This is a genomic window from Sunxiuqinia rutila, assembly GCF_050589705.1.
Taxonomy (GTDB): domain Bacteria; phylum Bacteroidota; class Bacteroidia; order Bacteroidales; family Prolixibacteraceae; genus Sunxiuqinia; species Sunxiuqinia rutila.
The window spans coordinates 45,238-62,767 of the sequence record NZ_JBNGOT010000020.1 but is presented as its reverse complement, the minus strand read 5'-3'; the positions used below and the strand labels follow the sequence as shown (position 1 = coordinate 62,767).

The following is a 17,530-nucleotide window of genomic DNA, read 5'->3' as shown; positions in this document are numbered from 1 at the left end:
GGTTCAGCCTGCACCACCTGCCGTTAATGATTACTGCGGTAATCCAATTACCCCAACCTTGGTGACCACACCGGATGCTATTGCTTGTGCTGGCGATATGGTCTGGGTATTTAACTATGAAGACTGTGAAGGTAACAACCATGACTGGAGTTACACTTATACGATTGATATTCCAGACTTCGTGGCAAACATGCCGGCTGACGGAAGTTCAACCGTAGACTGTCTGGCTGATGCTCAGGTTCAGCCTACACCACCTGCCGTTAATGATTACTGTGGTAATCCAATTACCCCAACCTTGGTGACCACACCTGCCGACATTCCTTGTACCGGCGACATGGTTTGGGTATTTAACTATGAAGATTGTGAAGGTAACAACCATGACTGGAGCTATACTTACACCATTGACATTCCGGAATTCATGGCCAATATACCTTCTCCTGGCGCTTCAACGGTGGAATGCATTGGAGATGCAACAGAACCGGTTCCTCCGGTAGTATCTGATGCTTGCAATGGAGAAACGACAGTGGAATTAGTAGGTGTCACAGATGCTCCAGATCCTATTACCAACAATGGAACAAGGACTTATACGTTCCGCTATGTGGATTGTGCAAATAATGAGGCGATGTGGACGTATGTATATACCATTGAAGATACTCAAGATCCAACAATCACCTGTCCGACTACTGTTTCAGTTCCTGCTGACCCGGGAGTTTGCTATACTTTGGCAGAGAACGTAGACTTGGGCACACCAACAACCGATGATAACTGTGCTGTGGCTTCAGTAACGAATGATGCTCCGGTCCAATTCCTGGCAGGAGATACACCAGTGACCTGGACCGTGACGGATGTAGCGGGTAACACGGCAACTTGTGTGCAAATAGTAACTGTTTATGATGCAGAAGACCCAGCCGTAAACTGTCCTGTAAGCGAAGATCAGGTAGTAGAAGCCAATGAGAGCTGTGCATATCTGCATAGTGGAACCGGATGGGATGCCATGGCCACGGATAATTGTGGCGTGAGTAGTTTGACCTATGTCTTGACAGGAGCAACAACCGGCTCAGGCGATACGACGCTTGATGGGGTTGAGTTTAACCTGGGAGAAACAACGATTACCTGGACAGCGATTAATGGAACCGGAAATGAAGTAAGCTGTAGCTTTAATGTTATCGTTAATGATGTGAGTGCGCCAACCTTTACCTGCAACGACCTGATGGTAACATTGGATGAAAATGATTACTATGCTATTACGCCTGAGGACTTAGCATTACTGGCTACAGATATTCAGGGAGAATGTGATGAAGATGTATCAGATTTTACCATTTCGGTGGATACTCAGGAGTTCACCTGTGAAACAATGGGAGAGCAAACAGTGACGGTTAGCGTAACGGATGCTTCCGGAAATACCTCGACCTGTGAAACCACCATCACTGTCATGGATATGGTTGATCCGGTAGTTGAATGTGCCGGCGATGTCGAAGTCACTTTGCCGTCCGATGAAGATTGCATGGGCTTTGTAACCGTTCCTGCTCCGAGCTATTCTGACAATTGTGGAGTTGCCTCAATTACCAACGATTATAACAATACGGCCGATGCCAGTGGAGAATACCTGGTAGGCGAAACCCTCGTTACCTGGACCGTAACTGATAACTATGGAAATACGGTGACCTGCGAGCAGCTTGTTGTTTTGAAAACTGCTCCATTGGCGGTTGATGATCAGGTTGATGTCAATGAAAATGAGGAGCTGGTGATCTACGTGTTGGACAATGACCTGGATTGTGATGAGAACCTGGATAATACCAGTTTAAAAATTATAACTCCACCTGCAGAGGGAACGGCAACTGTCAATGTCGATGGTACAATACGCTACAAACCCAATGTTAGTTATTATGGCGATGATCAGCTGAGCTACCAGATTTGTGATGCTGATGGCGCGTGTGCCGAAGCGGTTGTTGACATTACCATTGTTCCCAATGATGACTTGTTAATTCCGAACGGATTTTCACCCAATGGCGATGGAATCAATGATTATTTCCGGGTTCGAGGAATTCACAAATACCCCAATGCACAAATTGAAATTTATAACCGCTGGGGAGTTAAAGTGTTTAAACGCGATCGTTACGGAGATATTGGAATGTATGGAAATCCCGGCGCATGGTGGGATGGAAGGCCTAATGTGAAGGGAACTTCGAATTCAGAGATTCTTCCGGAAGGAACCTATTTCATCATTCTGATTCTGGATGGATCGAATGTGCACAAAGGAACGCTATACATTAACCGTTAAAATGAACTGAGATGAAGATGATTAAGAAAATGTCAAAGTACGGGATAAGCTTACTGTTGTTACTATCTTCAGTTACAGCTTCATTTGGACAGCAAGATCCAATGTATAGTCAATACATGTTCAACATCCAGGCATTTAACCCGGCCTATGCCGGAACCTGGGAGAGCATTGGAATTATGGCTTTGGGGCGCCACCAGTGGGTTGGTTTTGAAGGCGCACCGACCACGTATACCTTAACGGTGCAGGCCCCTTTGCGTGGCAAGAATGTGGGGCTGGGCTTATCGGTCATCGACGATGAAATAGGAATTGTCAAGCGGCTGGCCATTTTTACCGATTATTCGTATCGCTTGAAGTTGTCGGATGATGTCTCTTTGCGATTCGGATTAAAAGCAGGCTTCACCAACTATGAAAATAACCTCGAAGCTTACCGCTTATATGTTCCGGAAGGAGGGAATGATCCTGCTTTTCAAGGGGTTATTGACAAGAAGTTTATGCCCAACTTTGGGGTAGGAGCTTTCATGTATTCCGATAAGTTTTATGCCGGATTCTCTATTCCGAAATTCCTGCAGAATGACTTTGAGAACGGGGTGGAAAACTATGACACCAATTATGAGCTGCGGCACATGACCTTAATTGGAGGTTACGTGTTTGAATTCAGTGATGCAGTGAAATTTAAACCCTCATTCAACGCCCGGTACATGAAAGGTTCGCCGATTGTAACGGATATCAATGCCAGTTTCTTGTTTGCCGACCGTTTCTGGATTGGAGCGATGTACAGGACAGCGGAAACCTTCGGCTTCAATACCCAGTTCATTATCAACGAAAAGCTGCGGTTGGGCTATGCCATTGACTTTAATACCTCAAACATTAGCTCTTATAACGATGGAATTCATGAGGTGATGATTTCCTATGAGTTGAACTTTGTCAAGTCTCGTTATACTTCACCGCGCTATTTCTAATGCTAGAAAAACTTACTGATATGAAAACAAAATACATACTTGTCGTAACATTCATCCTAATCAGCTTTAGCAGTTGGGCGCAAAGAAGCCTGTTTGATGGCGTGAACATGACGATTGACACCTTATCAATCAACACGCCTTACAGTGATTTTGGGCCTGCGATTATTGAAGATGAATTGGTTTTTCTATCCTTTAGCGAGAAAGACGGGAAGAAGTCGGATAATCAGAACAAGGTGTTTTATGACCTGTATTCGACCAGCTTAAATGCTTTTGGCGAAGTCGTGAGTGACCGGAGCCGGATGGGTTCTGTGGTGTCGAAATACCATGAAGGGCCTTTAGCCTATTGTGCCAATACGGGGGAACTGTTTTTAACCCAATCCAATTGGCAGAATCCACAGGAAGAGAACATGGTGTTCATTAAGAAAAATATTCGGCTGGGAATTGTGGTTTATGAGAAGTCAGGAACGAGCTGGCAACTTAAAGAACGTCTTCCCTTCAATAGCAGTGAATATTCGGTGGCACACCCAACCATTAGTGTTACAGGCGATACCTTGATTTTTGTGAGCGATATGCCTGGCGGAAGCGGCGAGACTGACTTGTATTATACGGTACGAACTGCTGATGGCTGGTCAGATCCGGTGAACCTTGGACCTAAAGTGAACAGTGGCGGACAGGAGATGTTCCCATTTCTGAATACCGACGGTACCTTGGTTTTCTCGTCTGACGGTTTTGGAGGTGCGGGAAAACTGGACTTGTTCTACATTAAGTTCCCGATTCTGGCATCCAGCCAACGTGCTACGTTTACTGGCGACATTAATTCGCCGGCTGACGACTTTGGCATGGTGGTACACAACAACCAGCAATCGGGTTATTTTGCATCCAATCGGGCTGACGGCATGGGTAGCGATGATATTTACTTTGTCCGGTTTGAAGATTATGTGTTTGATGTTATCACGATGTCAAGTAAAACCAAGGAAATCCTGGCTGGAGCACATGTTAATATCATCGATGAAGAAGGCCGCGTAGCTGCAAGCGGTTCAACCAATGATGAAGGAAGGCTGGAAGTGAAGCTGGAAGGCAATACGTCCTACACCTTGGTGGCTACCAATGAAGAGTATATGGAAAAAGTACTCGATTTGAATATGGCCGACCAAACCAACTTTGTGGACGGTAATCTGGAAGTTTTCCTGGATCCGGAATTCGCCTTTAAAGGTCAGGTGGTTGACATTATGGGCAATGTGCCTATTCCGGATGCTTTGCTGACGGTTTCGGACGGCACGAAGGTTGACTCTATTTTGACTGACGATAAGGGCACATTTCGCTACAACCTTGAATCGGACAAAAAGTACCGGGTGGAAGTTGCTGCCTACAATTATTTCGGAACAGAAATCGAATTCAATACCATGGGAATGGATATGGGCGTATTTGATTACCTGATTCAGCTTTATTCGCTCGATGCCGGCTCTCGTATTGCATTGAAAAACATCTATTATGATTTTGGCGAGTGGAACCTGCGTCCGGAGGGTAAACGGGAACTGGACCGCTTAGCTAAAGTTCTTGAAGAGTACCCCGATATTCAGATCATACTGGAATCGCATACTGACTCGCGTGGCACCGATGAATACAATATGGAGCTGTCGAATAAACGTTCGGAAGCAGCAAACGACTATTTAATCTCGAAGGGAATTAGTGCACGACGCATTGACTGGGTTGGTTTTGGCGAAACTCAATTGGTGAATGATTGCGATGGTAGTATTCCATGCACCGAAGAGCAACACTATGAAAATCGTCGGACGGTGGTTGAAATCCGAAAATCGAAAGTAACCCGAAGGGCTAAGGGAAATATTTTCTACTTCTAAATGATAGACATGCTTAAATGAAATCGGGCTGGGAAAGAGTTTCCAGCCCGATTTTTTTATCAGCTATACCGTTCTATTTTTTGATCAACCCATCAATTTTGAGAGGAACTTTAAGTCCTTTGGCCGATTCGCGGCGGGTTAACAACATGGGGGCTGAAACGCCTAAGGATAGGGCCATCAGAATAAAGAAGGCATTCAACCCGTTGTGTATGGTTTCTTCCAACAGTTGGTTGAAGGTGTTCGGATCAATGTTTTCCGTGAGTCGAATAATGCCCAGCATCATGCGGTAGGCAAAGGCCCCGGGCACCATTGGGATCACGGCAGGGATGGCAAAAACAAAAGGGGGAGCGTGTTTGAAATGAGCTGCCCCGATACTCAGAAAACCCACCAACATGGCTCCGGCAAAAGAAGCGAGTATAATTCCACCTCCCAGGTGCAGGGTTAAAAGCTTGGCCGCACCGCCCAGCGCCCCCAGCAAAAATGTTACCCACAGGGTTCGCTTGGGAACGTTGAATAAGATGGCAAAACCAATTGCGGCAAATCCGAGCCAAATCCATTTTTCAAAAAAAGTTAACCATTCCATCGTATCTGTAAATTGAATGCGCATTTGCGCGGGTTGTAACTCGTAAAGTCTAAAAACATCAAGGGTTAAATGTTGTAAATCAGAATTGCACACAATAAGCCGATTGCAATTGCAAAGGCGATGATTAATCCGAACATGCCCCTAACAATGCCGTTCATTAAGTTTCCATCCAGTAAATCGGAGAGCGAATTAATTAGCGGGATACCTGGAATCAGGTATAAAACCGAGGTTGCAAAGGCAAAGTCAGGATGGGTTCCAAGTTGAAGTTTTACGGAAGCACCGGCAATTAAGGACGAAACCAAGGCTCCAAAGAAAATGCACAGGTAAGGGTTGAACCCTTTTTTAACGGCTTCCTGCCGCACAAATAAACCGGCAAAGGTTGCTGAAAAAGTGATGAGCATATCAATGAAACTTCCTCCAAACAAACGGCAAAAAGAAGCTCCGGCCAAACCAACCATCAGCAAAATAACCAATCGGGGATAGTGGGGAAGTGCTTTTAAACGATCAACTTCCTGCTGAATATGATCCAGATCCCATTTTTCGTCAACAATCTGCCAACTCATGCGGCTAATTCCGCTCACAATCCGGAAGTTGGCTCCATGCGGTGACGTGCGTTTTAGCCGGCTGAAAAAATAATCCTTTTCTTCGTCATAAAGGGTCAGCATTAAGGCGCGGTGCGTAATTAAAAGTTCGGCATTATAGCCATAACTGTTGGCAATGCGCATGACAGTCATTCGAATACGCGAGGTATTTGCGCCGGATGACATTTGCAGTGCTCCAATTTCAAGAAGCAACTTACAAAGTTTATTGATCATATCTTGTTTTGTGCTCATGGTCAGCTTTTTGGATCGTTTATTTGACAGCGCGAAATAACTAAAAATATCGGCGATTTGTGCGCAATGAAATCGTTGTACTAAACAATTTAAAGTATTGTTATTATCCTGTTTTTTTCATCGTTGATATAGGTTTATTATACCTTAATTTCCTGAGGCCAATTCAGGTTTTATGCACACCTCTCATACGTAATCGATGGATAATAGGGTTATAGTCTGAAAAATTGGTCAACCGTTTTGTGCTTAGATACTGTCGAATGCAGAAGCAGGACAGCCATTGTTTCGCAATTTTCGGCATCCATTTGAACCTGATTTTGAAGGTAAACTAACTTCTGAACATTCTTGAATCTTCTGCGTTTTTTCAATAGAACCAATTGTTAATGAAAAGTTTGCAGAGTATTTCGCATTTTAAATAATCTAATTTTCAATAAAATCTCAAAAACTATGGAAGAACAATCAGGTAATGTTAGTAAGTGTCCCGTTACGGGAGCAAGAGGAAAGCACAGTGTTGGAACCGGAGGAACCAAGAATCAGGATTGGTGGCCCAATCAACTCAAGCTTAATATATTGCGACAGCATTCGTCTTTATCCAATCCGATGGGGGAGAAGTTCAATTATGCTGAGGAGTTCAAAAGCTTGGACCTGAAAGCGATCAAGAAAGATCTTCACCAGCTGATGACCGACTCACAGGATTGGTGGCCAGCCGATTTTGGGCATTATGGCCCCTTATTCATTCGTATGGCTTGGCACAGTGCCGGTACCTATCGCATAGGCGATGGTCGCGGGGGAGCCGGAGGAGGACAACAACGCTTTGCTCCGCTAAACAGTTGGCCCGATAATGTCAACCTTGATAAAGCCCGTCGATTGCTTTGGCCTATCAAGCAGAAATATGGCCAAAAAATTTCCTGGGCCGACCTGATGATTCTTACCGGAAATGTTGCTCTGGAGTCGATGGGATTTAAAACGTTTGGATTTGCCGGAGGTCGTGAAGATGTTTGGGAGCCGGAAGAGGATGTTTATTGGGGAGACGAAACGACCTGGTTGGAAGGTGACAAACGTTATTCCGGTGATCGGGACCTGGATAATCCATTGGCCGCGGTACAGATGGGGCTTATTTATGTCAATCCAGAAGGACCGGATGGAAACCCGGATCCGCTTGCTGCAGCCAAGGATATTCGCGAAACTTTTGCCCGGATGGCTATGAATGATGAAGAGACCGTGGCACTTATTGCCGGAGGCCACACCTTTGGAAAAACGCATGGAGCAGGAGATGTTGCTCATGTTGGTCCTGAACCCGAAGCCGCCGGCATGGAACAGCAAGGTTTGGGATGGAAAAGTACCTATGGTTCGGGCAAAGGGGGTGATACCATCAGCAGTGGACTGGAGGTTACCTGGACACAAACGCCTGCCAAGTGGAGCTATTATTTTTTTGAAAACCTGTTTAATTACGAATGGGAGTTAACCAAAAGTCCGGCAGGTGCCCATCAATGGAGAGCCAAAAATGCCGGTGACGTTATTCCTGATGCGCATGATCCTTCTAAAAAACATGTGCCAACCATGCTAACCACCGATCTTTCCTTACGCTTTGATCCTGAATACGAGAAAATATCACGTCGGTTTTATGAAAACCCGCTGGAGTTTGCGGATGCTTTTGCCCGTGCCTGGTTTAAGCTGACTCATCGGGACATGGGCCCCCGGGCACGTTATTTGGGCTCCGAAGTGCCTGCCGAAGAATTGCTTTGGCAAGATCCAATCCCTGAAGTGGATCATCCACTGGTGGATGAAAAGGACGTTGAAGCGTTAAAAGCTCAGGTGCTAGGTGCTGGTTTGACGGTTTCTGAATTGGTTGCTACAGCTTGGGCATCGGCTTCCACTTTCCGCGGATCAGACAAACGCGGTGGAGCCAATGGCGCGCGTATTCGTTTAGCTCCTCAAAAAGATTGGGAAGTAAACAATCCGGCTCAACTCCAAAAAGTACTTCAAAAGCTGGAAAATATTCAAAATGATTTTAACAGCAGTCAAACCGGAGGGAAAAAGATTTCGCTGGCCGACCTGATTGTTTTAGCCGGTTGTGCAGGCGTTGAAAAAGCGGCTAAAGATGCTGGCAATCCGGTAAAAGTGCCTTTCACGCCGGGGCGCATGGATGCCTCTCAGGAACAGACCGATGTTGAGTCGTTTGCTGTTTTGGAGCCTGCTGCTGATGGATTCCGCAACTATTTAAAAAGAAAATATACCATTGCCACCGAAGAATTATTGGTTGATAAGGCGCAGCTGCTAAACTTAACTGCGCCAGAGATGACTGTTTTGGTTGGAGGTATGCGTGTTTTAAATACCAATTGTGACCAATCGAAACACGGGGTGTTTACATCTCGTCCGGGATTGTTGACCAATGACTTTTTTGTGAACTTGTTGGATATGCAGGTTGCATGGATGCCAACCGATGATTCGAAAGAAACCTTTGAAGGACGCGATCGGACTTCGGGCGCAGTTAAATGGACGGGCACACGTGCCGACCTGGTTTTTGGATCGAACTCAGAGCTTCGTGCCCTGGCAGAAGTGTATGGTAGTGCCGATGCACAGGCGCATTTTGTTAATGATTTTGTAGCAGCCTGGAATAAAGTGATGAACCTTGATCGTTTTGATCTGGCTTAAAGGCATGGCCAGAAAAATTGAAGTCCATAGGATAAAAAAAGAGCGGTGGTCAGCTATTGACCACCGCTTTATATTTTGTACCACCCCAAACCTGGAAGCAATAACGCATTGGCTGCTTGGTTAAGAAATAATTCCCATTTTACGCATTAAAAAGTTGGCATTCATTGTGGAGGTAACACCATCGGTCAGTTTATAGTCAAACAGTAGTTCCTCCTCAGTCAGCTGAATTTCGAAGCATTTATTGGTAATCTGCTTCGGATATTTCTCAGCCAGATCGGTCAGCTTTAAGTCGTGTGTAGCCACCAGTCCCACCGCCTGAAGCGAGATTAACTGTTCAATCAGTTTAATGGAACCGGATAATTTATCTTCGGAATTGGTGCCTTTCAGCATTTCATCGATAATCACAAACACCGGATTTCCGGCTTTTATTTCATCCAGAATGAGTTTCAGGCGTTGCAATTCGGCAAAAAAGTACGATTCGTCGTTTTGCAGGTTGTCGGTGGTGCGCATGTTGGTGAAAAGCCCAATCGGTTTCATGCTAAACCACGAAGCATTGACCCGGCAGCCGTTCATGGCTAAAATCATGTTGACTCCAATGGTTCGCAGAAATGTACTTTTCCCGGCCATATTGGCACCGGTAATAATCGCGATTTGTCCTGCTCCATTCATCCGAAAATCATTCCCAATATTTTTTGCCTCTTTTATCAGGGGGTGTTTCAGTTCGTTAGCCGTCAGGTGAAAACTGTCTTCTTCAAATTTGGGCAAGGTCCATTCCGGATGGTTGTGGTTGAGGTTAGCCAGGCTCGAAAGGGCATCAAACTCAGCCAGTACATGGAACCACTGCTCAATGCTTTTTCGGTGACGCATTTGCCACTGGTACAATTTGAACGAGCAGCGTAAGTCCCACAATAAAAGGGCATTCAATACCGAGGCAATCAGGAGATTGTTGCGGTAATCAAACTCGCCCATTCGTTTTTGAAGCTCTTCGACGGCTTCACTGGCTTTCTGCTTTCCGGTCAGCAATTGATCTTTCAGCCCGTTTAAAAGCGGATCCTGAAATTCCTTTTCTTCAATAAGTAGCAGGAGTTCTTTGTAATTCGACAAGCGTTTGGCCTGGCTTCCAAACAAGGAATAAAAAGCCTCAGTTGTATTTTTATAAGCGTAGAGAACAGCACCATTAATCAACAGCGAAGCTACAAAAAGTGCCCAAGGCACATTCAAAAACTGGCACAATACGAAGCTAAGCAAGGTGAGTAAGGGCAAGAAAAGCAGAAGCTTTTGGAGTTGCTCCGGTTTCTTTATATCAAGCTGCTCGGTAATTTTCTGCAGAAAGTTGAAATCCTGTTTATCCTTGGTATGTCCTTTTGCGGCAAAAAACTGGCGCCATCGGGTATAATTGGCTAACTCAAGCAGTGCTTTCTGCAATTGCTCAAGCCGTGTGAGGTTGGTTTCGGGTTCGCTTAATTTGTTGGCCAGTTTCTTTTTCCCCAGTTGACTTACCGTACGGTTGATAGACTGAAACAAGGAGCCTGGACCAAAAAGATCCAGATCGTAGGAATAGGGATGATGCGGATCCGTAAATTCACTGCCGCCTTCAAAGTTACTGTAGTCCTCTTCCAGGGCTGCTAATTCGTGCTGGTTAATTTTGATCAGGTTGGCAAAGAGCACTTTTTCTTTTTCCTTTTTCAGAAAAACTTTGATCCAATAAAAAAACAAAGCCACGCTTATCAATGCAACGGACCATGCTAACCACGATGATACTTTGGGTAAATAAATAAGCGCCAGCACTGCCACAACAAAGGCGGCTAATCGCAACAAGGCCAGCTGCCTGATTTGTTTTTTGATGGAAGCAAACCGTTTTTGGTCATAGGCCAGAAACTTGGAGTATTCCTGAAAAAGCGCTTGATTCATTTTAAATAAATTGAGCATGCATAAGCTGGCTGGTAACCAGTAGCAGAGTTGAAGTGAAAATTAGAAATACCAAAAAGATAACCAGCGTTTCCTGGTTGCTGAGCCTGGTTTCTGCTAGTTTGGGCGTCTTTAATGGTAAAAAATAATTTTCAATCACCATCAACAGTTTGTATAGGAGAAGACCTATACCGATGCCAACCAACATGCCGGTTAAAATATCGAAAGGGTAGTGTACTCCCAGGTAAATTCGGGTATAACTGACCAAACCTGCCCATAAAAAGATAAAAACCTGGTAGCGGGCATTTTTGAATATTTTGGCTGTAAACATGGCTACCCCAAAGGTATTGGTGGCATGGGATGAAAAGAAACCATACAATCCTCCTTTGCGGTATACATTGTGCACCAGGTGTTGAATATCCGGATCGTGGGTTGGTCTCAACCGCTTAACCGTTTCTTTAATCAACACTGAAAACTGATCACTAACGACAATAACCAAAGCAAGCAGAATAAGAATGACCACGGCTTTCAACCGGTATTTTCGAATGATAAAAAACAGCAAGGTGAAGTAAAAAATACCCCAGGTTGCGGTTTGGGTGAACAGGGTCATTACAACATCCCAAAAGGGGTTGTGAATTCCGTTGAAAAAGAAAAAGATGGATTGATCGAGTTGGTTTATGGTTTCAATAAATGCAATCATGAGGGATTCAAAATTTGCCAGATTTTATCTTTTAGTTGCAAAATGCCTTGGTTGGTCACCGAGGAGATAAAGCTGTGTGGAATATCGCTGAGCTCAGCACTGATTTCTTGCTGCAACTCTTCATCTAGAAAGTCAGCTTTTGTGATCACTAGATAGCGCTCTTTATCCAATAATTCGGGATTGTATTTTTCAAGCTCATTAAGCAGAATGTTGTATTCCTTTCGGTGGTCCTTACTGTCGGATGGAACCATGAACAGCAACATGGAGTTACGTTCGATGTGCCGAAGAAAACGCAAGCCAAGCCCTTTACCTTCGTGCGCCCCTTCAATGATTCCGGGAATGTCAGCCATTACAAACGACTGGTTGTCGCGGTAGGACACAATACCTAAGTTAGGAACTAAAGTGGTAAACGGATAGTCGGCAATTTTCGGTTTTGCAGCAGAAACAACAGACAGTAGGGTTGATTTTCCGGCACTTGGAAAACCAACTAAACCAACATCTGCCAGAATTTTTAATTCCAGAATTTTCCAGCCTTCTTCGCCTTCTTCACCCGGTTGTGCATAACGGGGCGTTTGATTGGTGGCCGATTTGAAATGGGTGTTTCCCAGACCACCGCGTCCGCCTTTGGCCAGGTATTGGGTTTCACCGTCTTTGGTAATTTCAAACAGAAATTCGCCAGTTTCTCCATCTTTTGCAACTGTTCCTAAAGGGACTTCAATAATGATATCCTCACCATTGGCTCCAAAGCTGCCGTGCCCGCCGCCCGACTCTCCATGGTCGGCATACAAATGTCTTTTGTAGCGCAGGTGAAGCAATGTCCACATTTGCGCGTTTCCTTTTACCAGTACATGGCCGCCACGTCCTCCGTCACCTCCGTCGGGCCCTCCTTTTGGGACAAATTTCTCGCGGCGCAGGTGAGTCGATCCCTTACCACCATTTCCGGATCGGCAAAATATTTTTACGTAGTCAACAAAGTTTTTTTCAGACATGGTATGATCTTGTTAATGTGCAAAATAAACAAAAAAAGACGAATGTGCTCTATACATCCGTCTTATAAATATGGTATATGGCTGGTTAGAATGAACCAACAGCCGTTTTCAGGCGAGCTGCAATTTCTTCTACTGTTCCCATTCCATCGATCCCAACGTGTTTGTCTTGGGCTTCATAGTATTCTTTAATAGGAGCTGTTTTTTCATTGTAAACCGAAATGCGGTTTTCAATAATTGAAACATCCTGATCATCTGAACGTCCTGAGGTTTTTCCACGGAACAACAGACGGTTAATCAGTTCTTGTTTCTCAACTTCCAGGCTAAGCATGCCAGTAATTGGCGTTTGGTTTTGCTCCAACATGGCGTCCAGGGCTTTTGCCTGATCCACTGTGCGAGGGAAACCATCAAAAATAAAGCCTTTGGCATCCGGATTGGCAGCCAACTTATTTTTAATCATTTCAATAACAACATGATCAGGAACCAGCTCGCCTTTATCCATGAATGCTTTAGCGGCAAGTCCTTGCTCAGTTTTTGTTTCAATTTCGTGACGTAAAATGTCACCGGTCGACAGGTGAATCAATCCAAAATTTTGAATAAGAAATTCAGCCTGGGTTCCTTTTCCAGCCCCGGGAGGCCCAAATAGAATCAGATTTAACATGCTAATGTGTATATTTTGGGTTTTTAGTGTATGCTGCTGTTATTCCACCACTTTAAAGATGTCAATCAAGTTACGGCCGCGTCCATCGTAGTCCAATCCATAACCTACAATAAAGTCATTGGGGATTTCAATACCCACATAGTCCAGTTTGACATCTTTTACCAGGGCATCTGGTTTTAAAAGCATGGTGGCCACCTGAATCTCTGCTGGATTCATAGCTTGAAGTTGCTTGACCGTATTGTCAATCGTGATTCCTGAATCAACAATATCTTCCAAAATAATGACAGTTCTTCCTTCCAAACTCTCATTCAAACCAATTAACTCTTTTACTTCACCGGTTGTTTGAGTTCCGGAGTAAGAAGCTAATTTCACAAATGAAATTTCAGCGTCTAACAGGGAAATGCGCTTAAAAACTTCGGCGGCAAACATGAATGAGCCATTGAGGATGCACAAGAACAAGGGATTTTTCCCTACTAAAGTTTCATTCATTTTATCGGCCATATCTTCAATTACTGACCGAATTTTTTCATAGGGAATGAATAATTCAAATTCCTTATCTAAGATCTTTATGTTACTCATTTGGTTGTTTTTTTCGTTAATGGAAAGATGAGTTTCAAATCTGTATATTTTCAATTATTTTAGCTCTGAAATTAAAAAGTACAAAGAAACAAAAATTAATTGAAAAGATGGAAGCGAAAGTTAGTATCATCATGGGAAGTACTTCGGACTTGGAAGTAATGGAGAAAGCAGCGAAAATTTTAGATGAGTTCGAGATTCCTTTTGAAATAAATGCCTTATCCGCTCACCGGACTCCGGAAGAAGTAGAGCGTTTTACAAAGAGTGCGAAAGACCGCGGAGTGCAGGTCATTATTGCAGGAGCAGGAATGGCTGCCCACTTGCCGGGGGTTATTGCTTCAATGACTCCGCTACCGGTTATCGGTGTGCCTATTAAAGCAAGTTTGGACGGTATGGATGCCTTATTGGCAATTGTACAAATGCCTCCCGGAATTCCTGTAGCTACGGTGGCTATCAATGGTGCTCAAAATGCAGGTATTCTGGCTATCCAGATGATGGCGCTGGGTGATGCCGCATTGATGGAGCGTTTGGTGGCATACAAAAGCGATTTGAAAGAGAAAATTGTAAAAGCCAACCAGGACTTATCGGAAGTAAAGTACAAGTTCAAAACGAATTAGTATTTGCATTAAGTTATATTTTTTGTAACTTGAAGATGCTTGTGGCTTAAGGGTGTATTATTTACACCCTTTTGTTATGATTAGAACTTTGGTTTTTATCATATTCGTTTTGCTTGTCAGGACTGGGAGCGCACAGGAGCTCTTTCGTATTCCTGCCAGGTTCCGCTCTCTGGGGAATGCCAGCGTGAGTTTGCAGTCTCCGCTTGCGGTTTTCTCAAATCCTGCCGGCTTTGCCAGTGAAACAACGATGGCTTTTGGCGCGCAGTATGAGAACCGGTTTATGCTGAGTGAATTGAGTACACGCTCCGCATTTTTGCTGCTGCCTGTTGGGCGAACGAACTTTGGGGGCTCTTTTTCCCAATTCGGAGCGTCTGACTATCATGAAGATAAACTTTCCCTTGGGGTGGCTAAACGCCTTTCTTCCCGCTTCTCTGCGGCAGTTCAGTTTCATTATTTTAGTTTGAAATTGCCTGAAAACTGGCAGCGAGCGACTACTGTAATCGCTGATTTGGGGGCGCAATATCAGCTGGCTGATGACTTTTGGCTCGGTGCTCAGGTTTTTAATCCTCATGAGTTGGCTATTGAGGACTTACATCTTGAACTTGATTATCCCATGGTACTTCGTCTGGGTGCCCACAAAACTTTTGACAACCTGCTTTTGGTGGCCTTCGAACTCAAAAAGCACGGGGAGCAGGCACTTGGAGTGAGCTCTGGCATGGAATTGCAGCTTAAAAAACAACTCCAGTTGCGTGTGGGAATCGAAACGCAATGGTCGTTGTTTTCGATGGGAGTGGGCTATTCTCTTAAAGGGATCCAGACAGATCTGACGTTTAGCTACCATCGGTATTTAGGATACTCGCCTTCATTTTCAATTCACTATCAATTACCATGAAAAGAATACTTATAACGTTGTTGGCGGTGTTGTTGGCATGGAGTTTAGGAGCTCAAACCACAGGCGTTGATCTTCAGTCTCAATTGGAGGAGCTAGTGGCGAGTGTGCTGGAGGAAAATGAAAATGCCGATGTGGAGCAACTGTGGAGTGAACTTGAATGGTTGCAAGAGCATCCTCTGAATATCAATCAGGCCGGACGGGAGGATCTTCAACGGCTCTATTTTTTATCCACCTTACAAATTGATCAGCTGCTGGAATATCGGGAAGAATATGGGCCAATCTATTCGCCGTTTGAACTGAATGCAATGGAGGGATTTGACCCGGAATTGATTCAGCTTTTGCAGGTTTTTGTGGTGTTTGGCGAGGAAGCCTATGAGCCGGCAAGCTTTGGCCCAAGACAAGAACTTATGCTCCGGGCCATTCGATTGGTTGAAACACAAAAAGGCTTTCGGGAACCCGCGAAATATGAAGGATCGCCTGAAAAGTTATATTTACGTTACCGATTTTCGTCACCGGGGCTTGCTGCCGGTTTAACCTCAGAGAAGGATGCCGGTGAATCTTTTTTCAGTGGGGCTAACCCTTATGGGTTTGATTACTACAGTGCTTTTGCAACTATTACTTTGGGGCAAAGAAAGCACCAGTTGTTTCTGGGTGATTACTTGGTGCGCTTTGGACAAGGGTTGACGGCCTGGCAGGGATTCTCGCTTTCAAAATCAGCTGAAGTGAGCCAAGTGGCCAAGTTCAATCAGGGTATTCGCAGCTATTCTTCCACCGATGAGAATAACTTTTTGCGTGGAGCAGCTGCCCGCTTTTCAATTCGAGATTGGACGTGGCATACTTTTGCGTCGTATAAGAGTTTTGATGCGAATCGGGACAGTATTGACGGGGAAGCGGTTTTTACGTCTTTTCAGTCATCGGGCTTGCATCGCACTGCCAGCGAAATTGAGGATAAAAATTCTGTTGAGGGACTGACTACAGGAACGAACTTAACGTATTCGGCTGAACGCTTTTCAATCGGGTTTTCAGCGGTTCATTTTCGTTATGAGTTGCCGTTGGCACGAAGACCGGCTGATTACAATTTGTTCTATTTTGAAGGAAAGCAGCTGAGCAATGCTGGTTTAAACTATCAATGGGGCATGAACCGGTATTATTTCTTTGGCGAAGCTGCCTGGTCTTCGGGAGGGGGATTGGCTACCATGCATGGGCTACAAGCCAGTCCGGCAGATGCGGTTGAATATGCTATGGTTTATCGCAACATCAGCAAAAAGTATCAGGCACCGCTGGCCGGCTCTTTTACCGAAGGAAGCCAGGTTAATGATGAACAGGGGATTTACCTGGGGCTGGTGATTCGGCCAGCAGCCAAACTTAGCTTGCGCATGTATGCCGATTTTTTTCAACACCAATGGGTAAAATACACCACGGCAGCACCGGCACGAGGAAGAGAATACCTGGTGCAGGCGAATTATAAGCTCTCGGACCGATGGGATATTTACAGTCGCTATTTTAGGGAGTGCAAGCCTGTTAAGGTTTCGGGAACCTACACTAAAATGAATCTGGATCAGACACGACAAAAACTTCGCGTGCAGCTGAATGGAGCTGTGGGTGAACGTTTCTTGCTAAAAAGCCGGATGGAGTGGGCTTGGTATCAGCATGATCAAAACGCGGAAGGTTGGTTAGTCTTTCAGGATTTTGGATACAAAAACAAGCCGAATACAACCAATTGGTGGTTGAGATTGGCTTATTTTAAGACAGATAACTATGATTCGCGGATATATGCTTACGAAAATGATTTGCTCTACCAGTTCGCCGTTCCTGCTTTTTATGGGGAAGGCATTCGCTTTTACATGAACGGAAAAGTTAAAATATGTGAAAATATTGAAGCCTGGATGAAAGCTTCAAGGAGCTGGCTTCTTGGTGTAAACAGCATTGGTAGTGGCAATAGTAAGATTGATGGAAATCAGCGAACAGAGGTTAAATTTCAGTTAAGATTCAAGTTTTGAGTTGCATTTTATATCTTTGCCGC

14 protein-coding genes are annotated in these 17,530 nt (G+C 44.6%); 7 read left to right on the top strand and 7 right to left on the bottom strand.

Annotated elements, in window-relative coordinates:
• The 3 genes from ACRD6K_RS18725 to ACRD6K_RS18715 form a co-directional block, all read left to right on the top strand.
• Positions 1-2,281, top strand: a 2,281-nt coding sequence (locus ACRD6K_RS18725; RefSeq protein ID WP_430974484.1) for an HYR-like domain-containing protein, incomplete at its 5' end; no start/stop codon positions are given.
• An 11-nt stretch (positions 2,282-2,292) separates the two neighbouring features.
• Positions 2,293-3,240, top strand: a complete 948-nt coding sequence (locus ACRD6K_RS18720) for a PorP/SprF family type IX secretion system membrane protein (protein ID WP_430974483.1) — start codon at positions 2,293-2,295, stop codon at positions 3,238-3,240.
• A gap of 20 nt (positions 3,241-3,260) precedes the next feature.
• Complete coding sequence (locus tag ACRD6K_RS18715) at positions 3,261-5,099, top strand: OmpA family protein (RefSeq protein WP_430974482.1); 1,839 nt, start codon at positions 3,261-3,263, stop codon at positions 5,097-5,099.
• Between the two features lie 73 nt (positions 5,100-5,172).
• Here ACRD6K_RS18715 and ACRD6K_RS18710 read toward each other — a convergent pair whose 3' ends face one another.
• Complete coding sequence (locus tag ACRD6K_RS18710) at positions 5,173-5,706, bottom strand: threonine/serine exporter family protein (protein WP_430974481.1); 534 nt, start codon at positions 5,704-5,706, stop codon at positions 5,173-5,175.
• Between the two features lie 41 nt (positions 5,707-5,747).
• The gene (locus tag ACRD6K_RS18705; RefSeq protein ID WP_299583717.1) at positions 5,748-6,515 is read right to left on the bottom strand and encodes a threonine/serine exporter family protein; all 768 of its coding nucleotides are present in this window, start codon (positions 6,513-6,515) and stop codon (positions 5,748-5,750) included.
• 444 nt (positions 6,516-6,959) lie between these two features.
• Between ACRD6K_RS18705 and katG the strand changes: the two genes are divergently transcribed.
• Positions 6,960-9,167: a catalase/peroxidase HPI gene (gene katG, locus ACRD6K_RS18700; RefSeq protein WP_430974480.1), complete on the top strand. Its 2,208-nt coding sequence runs from the start codon at positions 6,960-6,962 to the stop codon at positions 9,165-9,167.
• Between the two features lie 120 nt (positions 9,168-9,287).
• On the opposite strand, the gene ACRD6K_RS18695 is transcribed toward katG, so the two are convergent.
• The 5 genes from ACRD6K_RS18695 to hpt form a co-directional block, all read right to left on the bottom strand.
• Positions 9,288-11,078, bottom strand: coding sequence for a MutS-related protein (locus ACRD6K_RS18695; protein ID WP_430974479.1), 1,791 nt, complete (start codon positions 11,076-11,078; stop codon positions 9,288-9,290).
• 1 nt (position 11,079) lies between these two features.
• Positions 11,080-11,775, bottom strand: a complete 696-nt coding sequence (locus ACRD6K_RS18690; RefSeq protein ID WP_430974478.1) for a phosphatase PAP2 family protein — start codon at positions 11,773-11,775, stop codon at positions 11,080-11,082.
• The gene (gene obgE / locus ACRD6K_RS18685; protein WP_430974477.1) at positions 11,772-12,764 is read right to left on the bottom strand and encodes a GTPase ObgE; all 993 of its coding nucleotides are present in this window, start codon (positions 12,762-12,764) and stop codon (positions 11,772-11,774) included. The genes ACRD6K_RS18690 and obgE overlap by 4 nt, the downstream gene beginning before the upstream one ends.
• A gap of 85 nt (positions 12,765-12,849) precedes the next feature.
• Positions 12,850-13,422, bottom strand: coding sequence for an adenylate kinase (locus tag ACRD6K_RS18680; protein ID WP_430974476.1), 573 nt, complete (start codon positions 13,420-13,422; stop codon positions 12,850-12,852).
• A gap of 39 nt (positions 13,423-13,461) precedes the next feature.
• Positions 13,462-14,001, bottom strand: a complete 540-nt coding sequence (gene hpt / locus ACRD6K_RS18675) for a hypoxanthine phosphoribosyltransferase (protein WP_299583736.1) — start codon at positions 13,999-14,001, stop codon at positions 13,462-13,464.
• 38 nt (positions 14,002-14,039) lie between these two features.
• Here hpt and purE point away from each other — a divergent pair, with 38 nt between their 5' ends.
• From purE to ACRD6K_RS18660, 3 genes are all read left to right on the top strand, one after another.
• Positions 14,040-14,615, top strand: a complete 576-nt coding sequence (gene purE, locus ACRD6K_RS18670; RefSeq protein WP_430974485.1) for a 5-(carboxyamino)imidazole ribonucleotide mutase — start codon at positions 14,040-14,042, stop codon at positions 14,613-14,615.
• Between the two features lie 76 nt (positions 14,616-14,691).
• Positions 14,692-15,507, top strand: a complete 816-nt coding sequence (locus ACRD6K_RS18665; protein ID WP_430974475.1) for a PorV/PorQ family protein — start codon at positions 14,692-14,694, stop codon at positions 15,505-15,507.
• Positions 15,504-17,507 (top strand): helix-hairpin-helix domain-containing protein, encoded by a 2,004-nt coding sequence (locus tag ACRD6K_RS18660; protein WP_430974474.1) that lies wholly within the window; start codon positions 15,504-15,506, stop codon positions 17,505-17,507. Before ACRD6K_RS18665 ends, ACRD6K_RS18660 begins: the two co-directional genes overlap by 4 nt.
• Positions 17,508-17,530 lie beyond the last annotated feature (23 nt).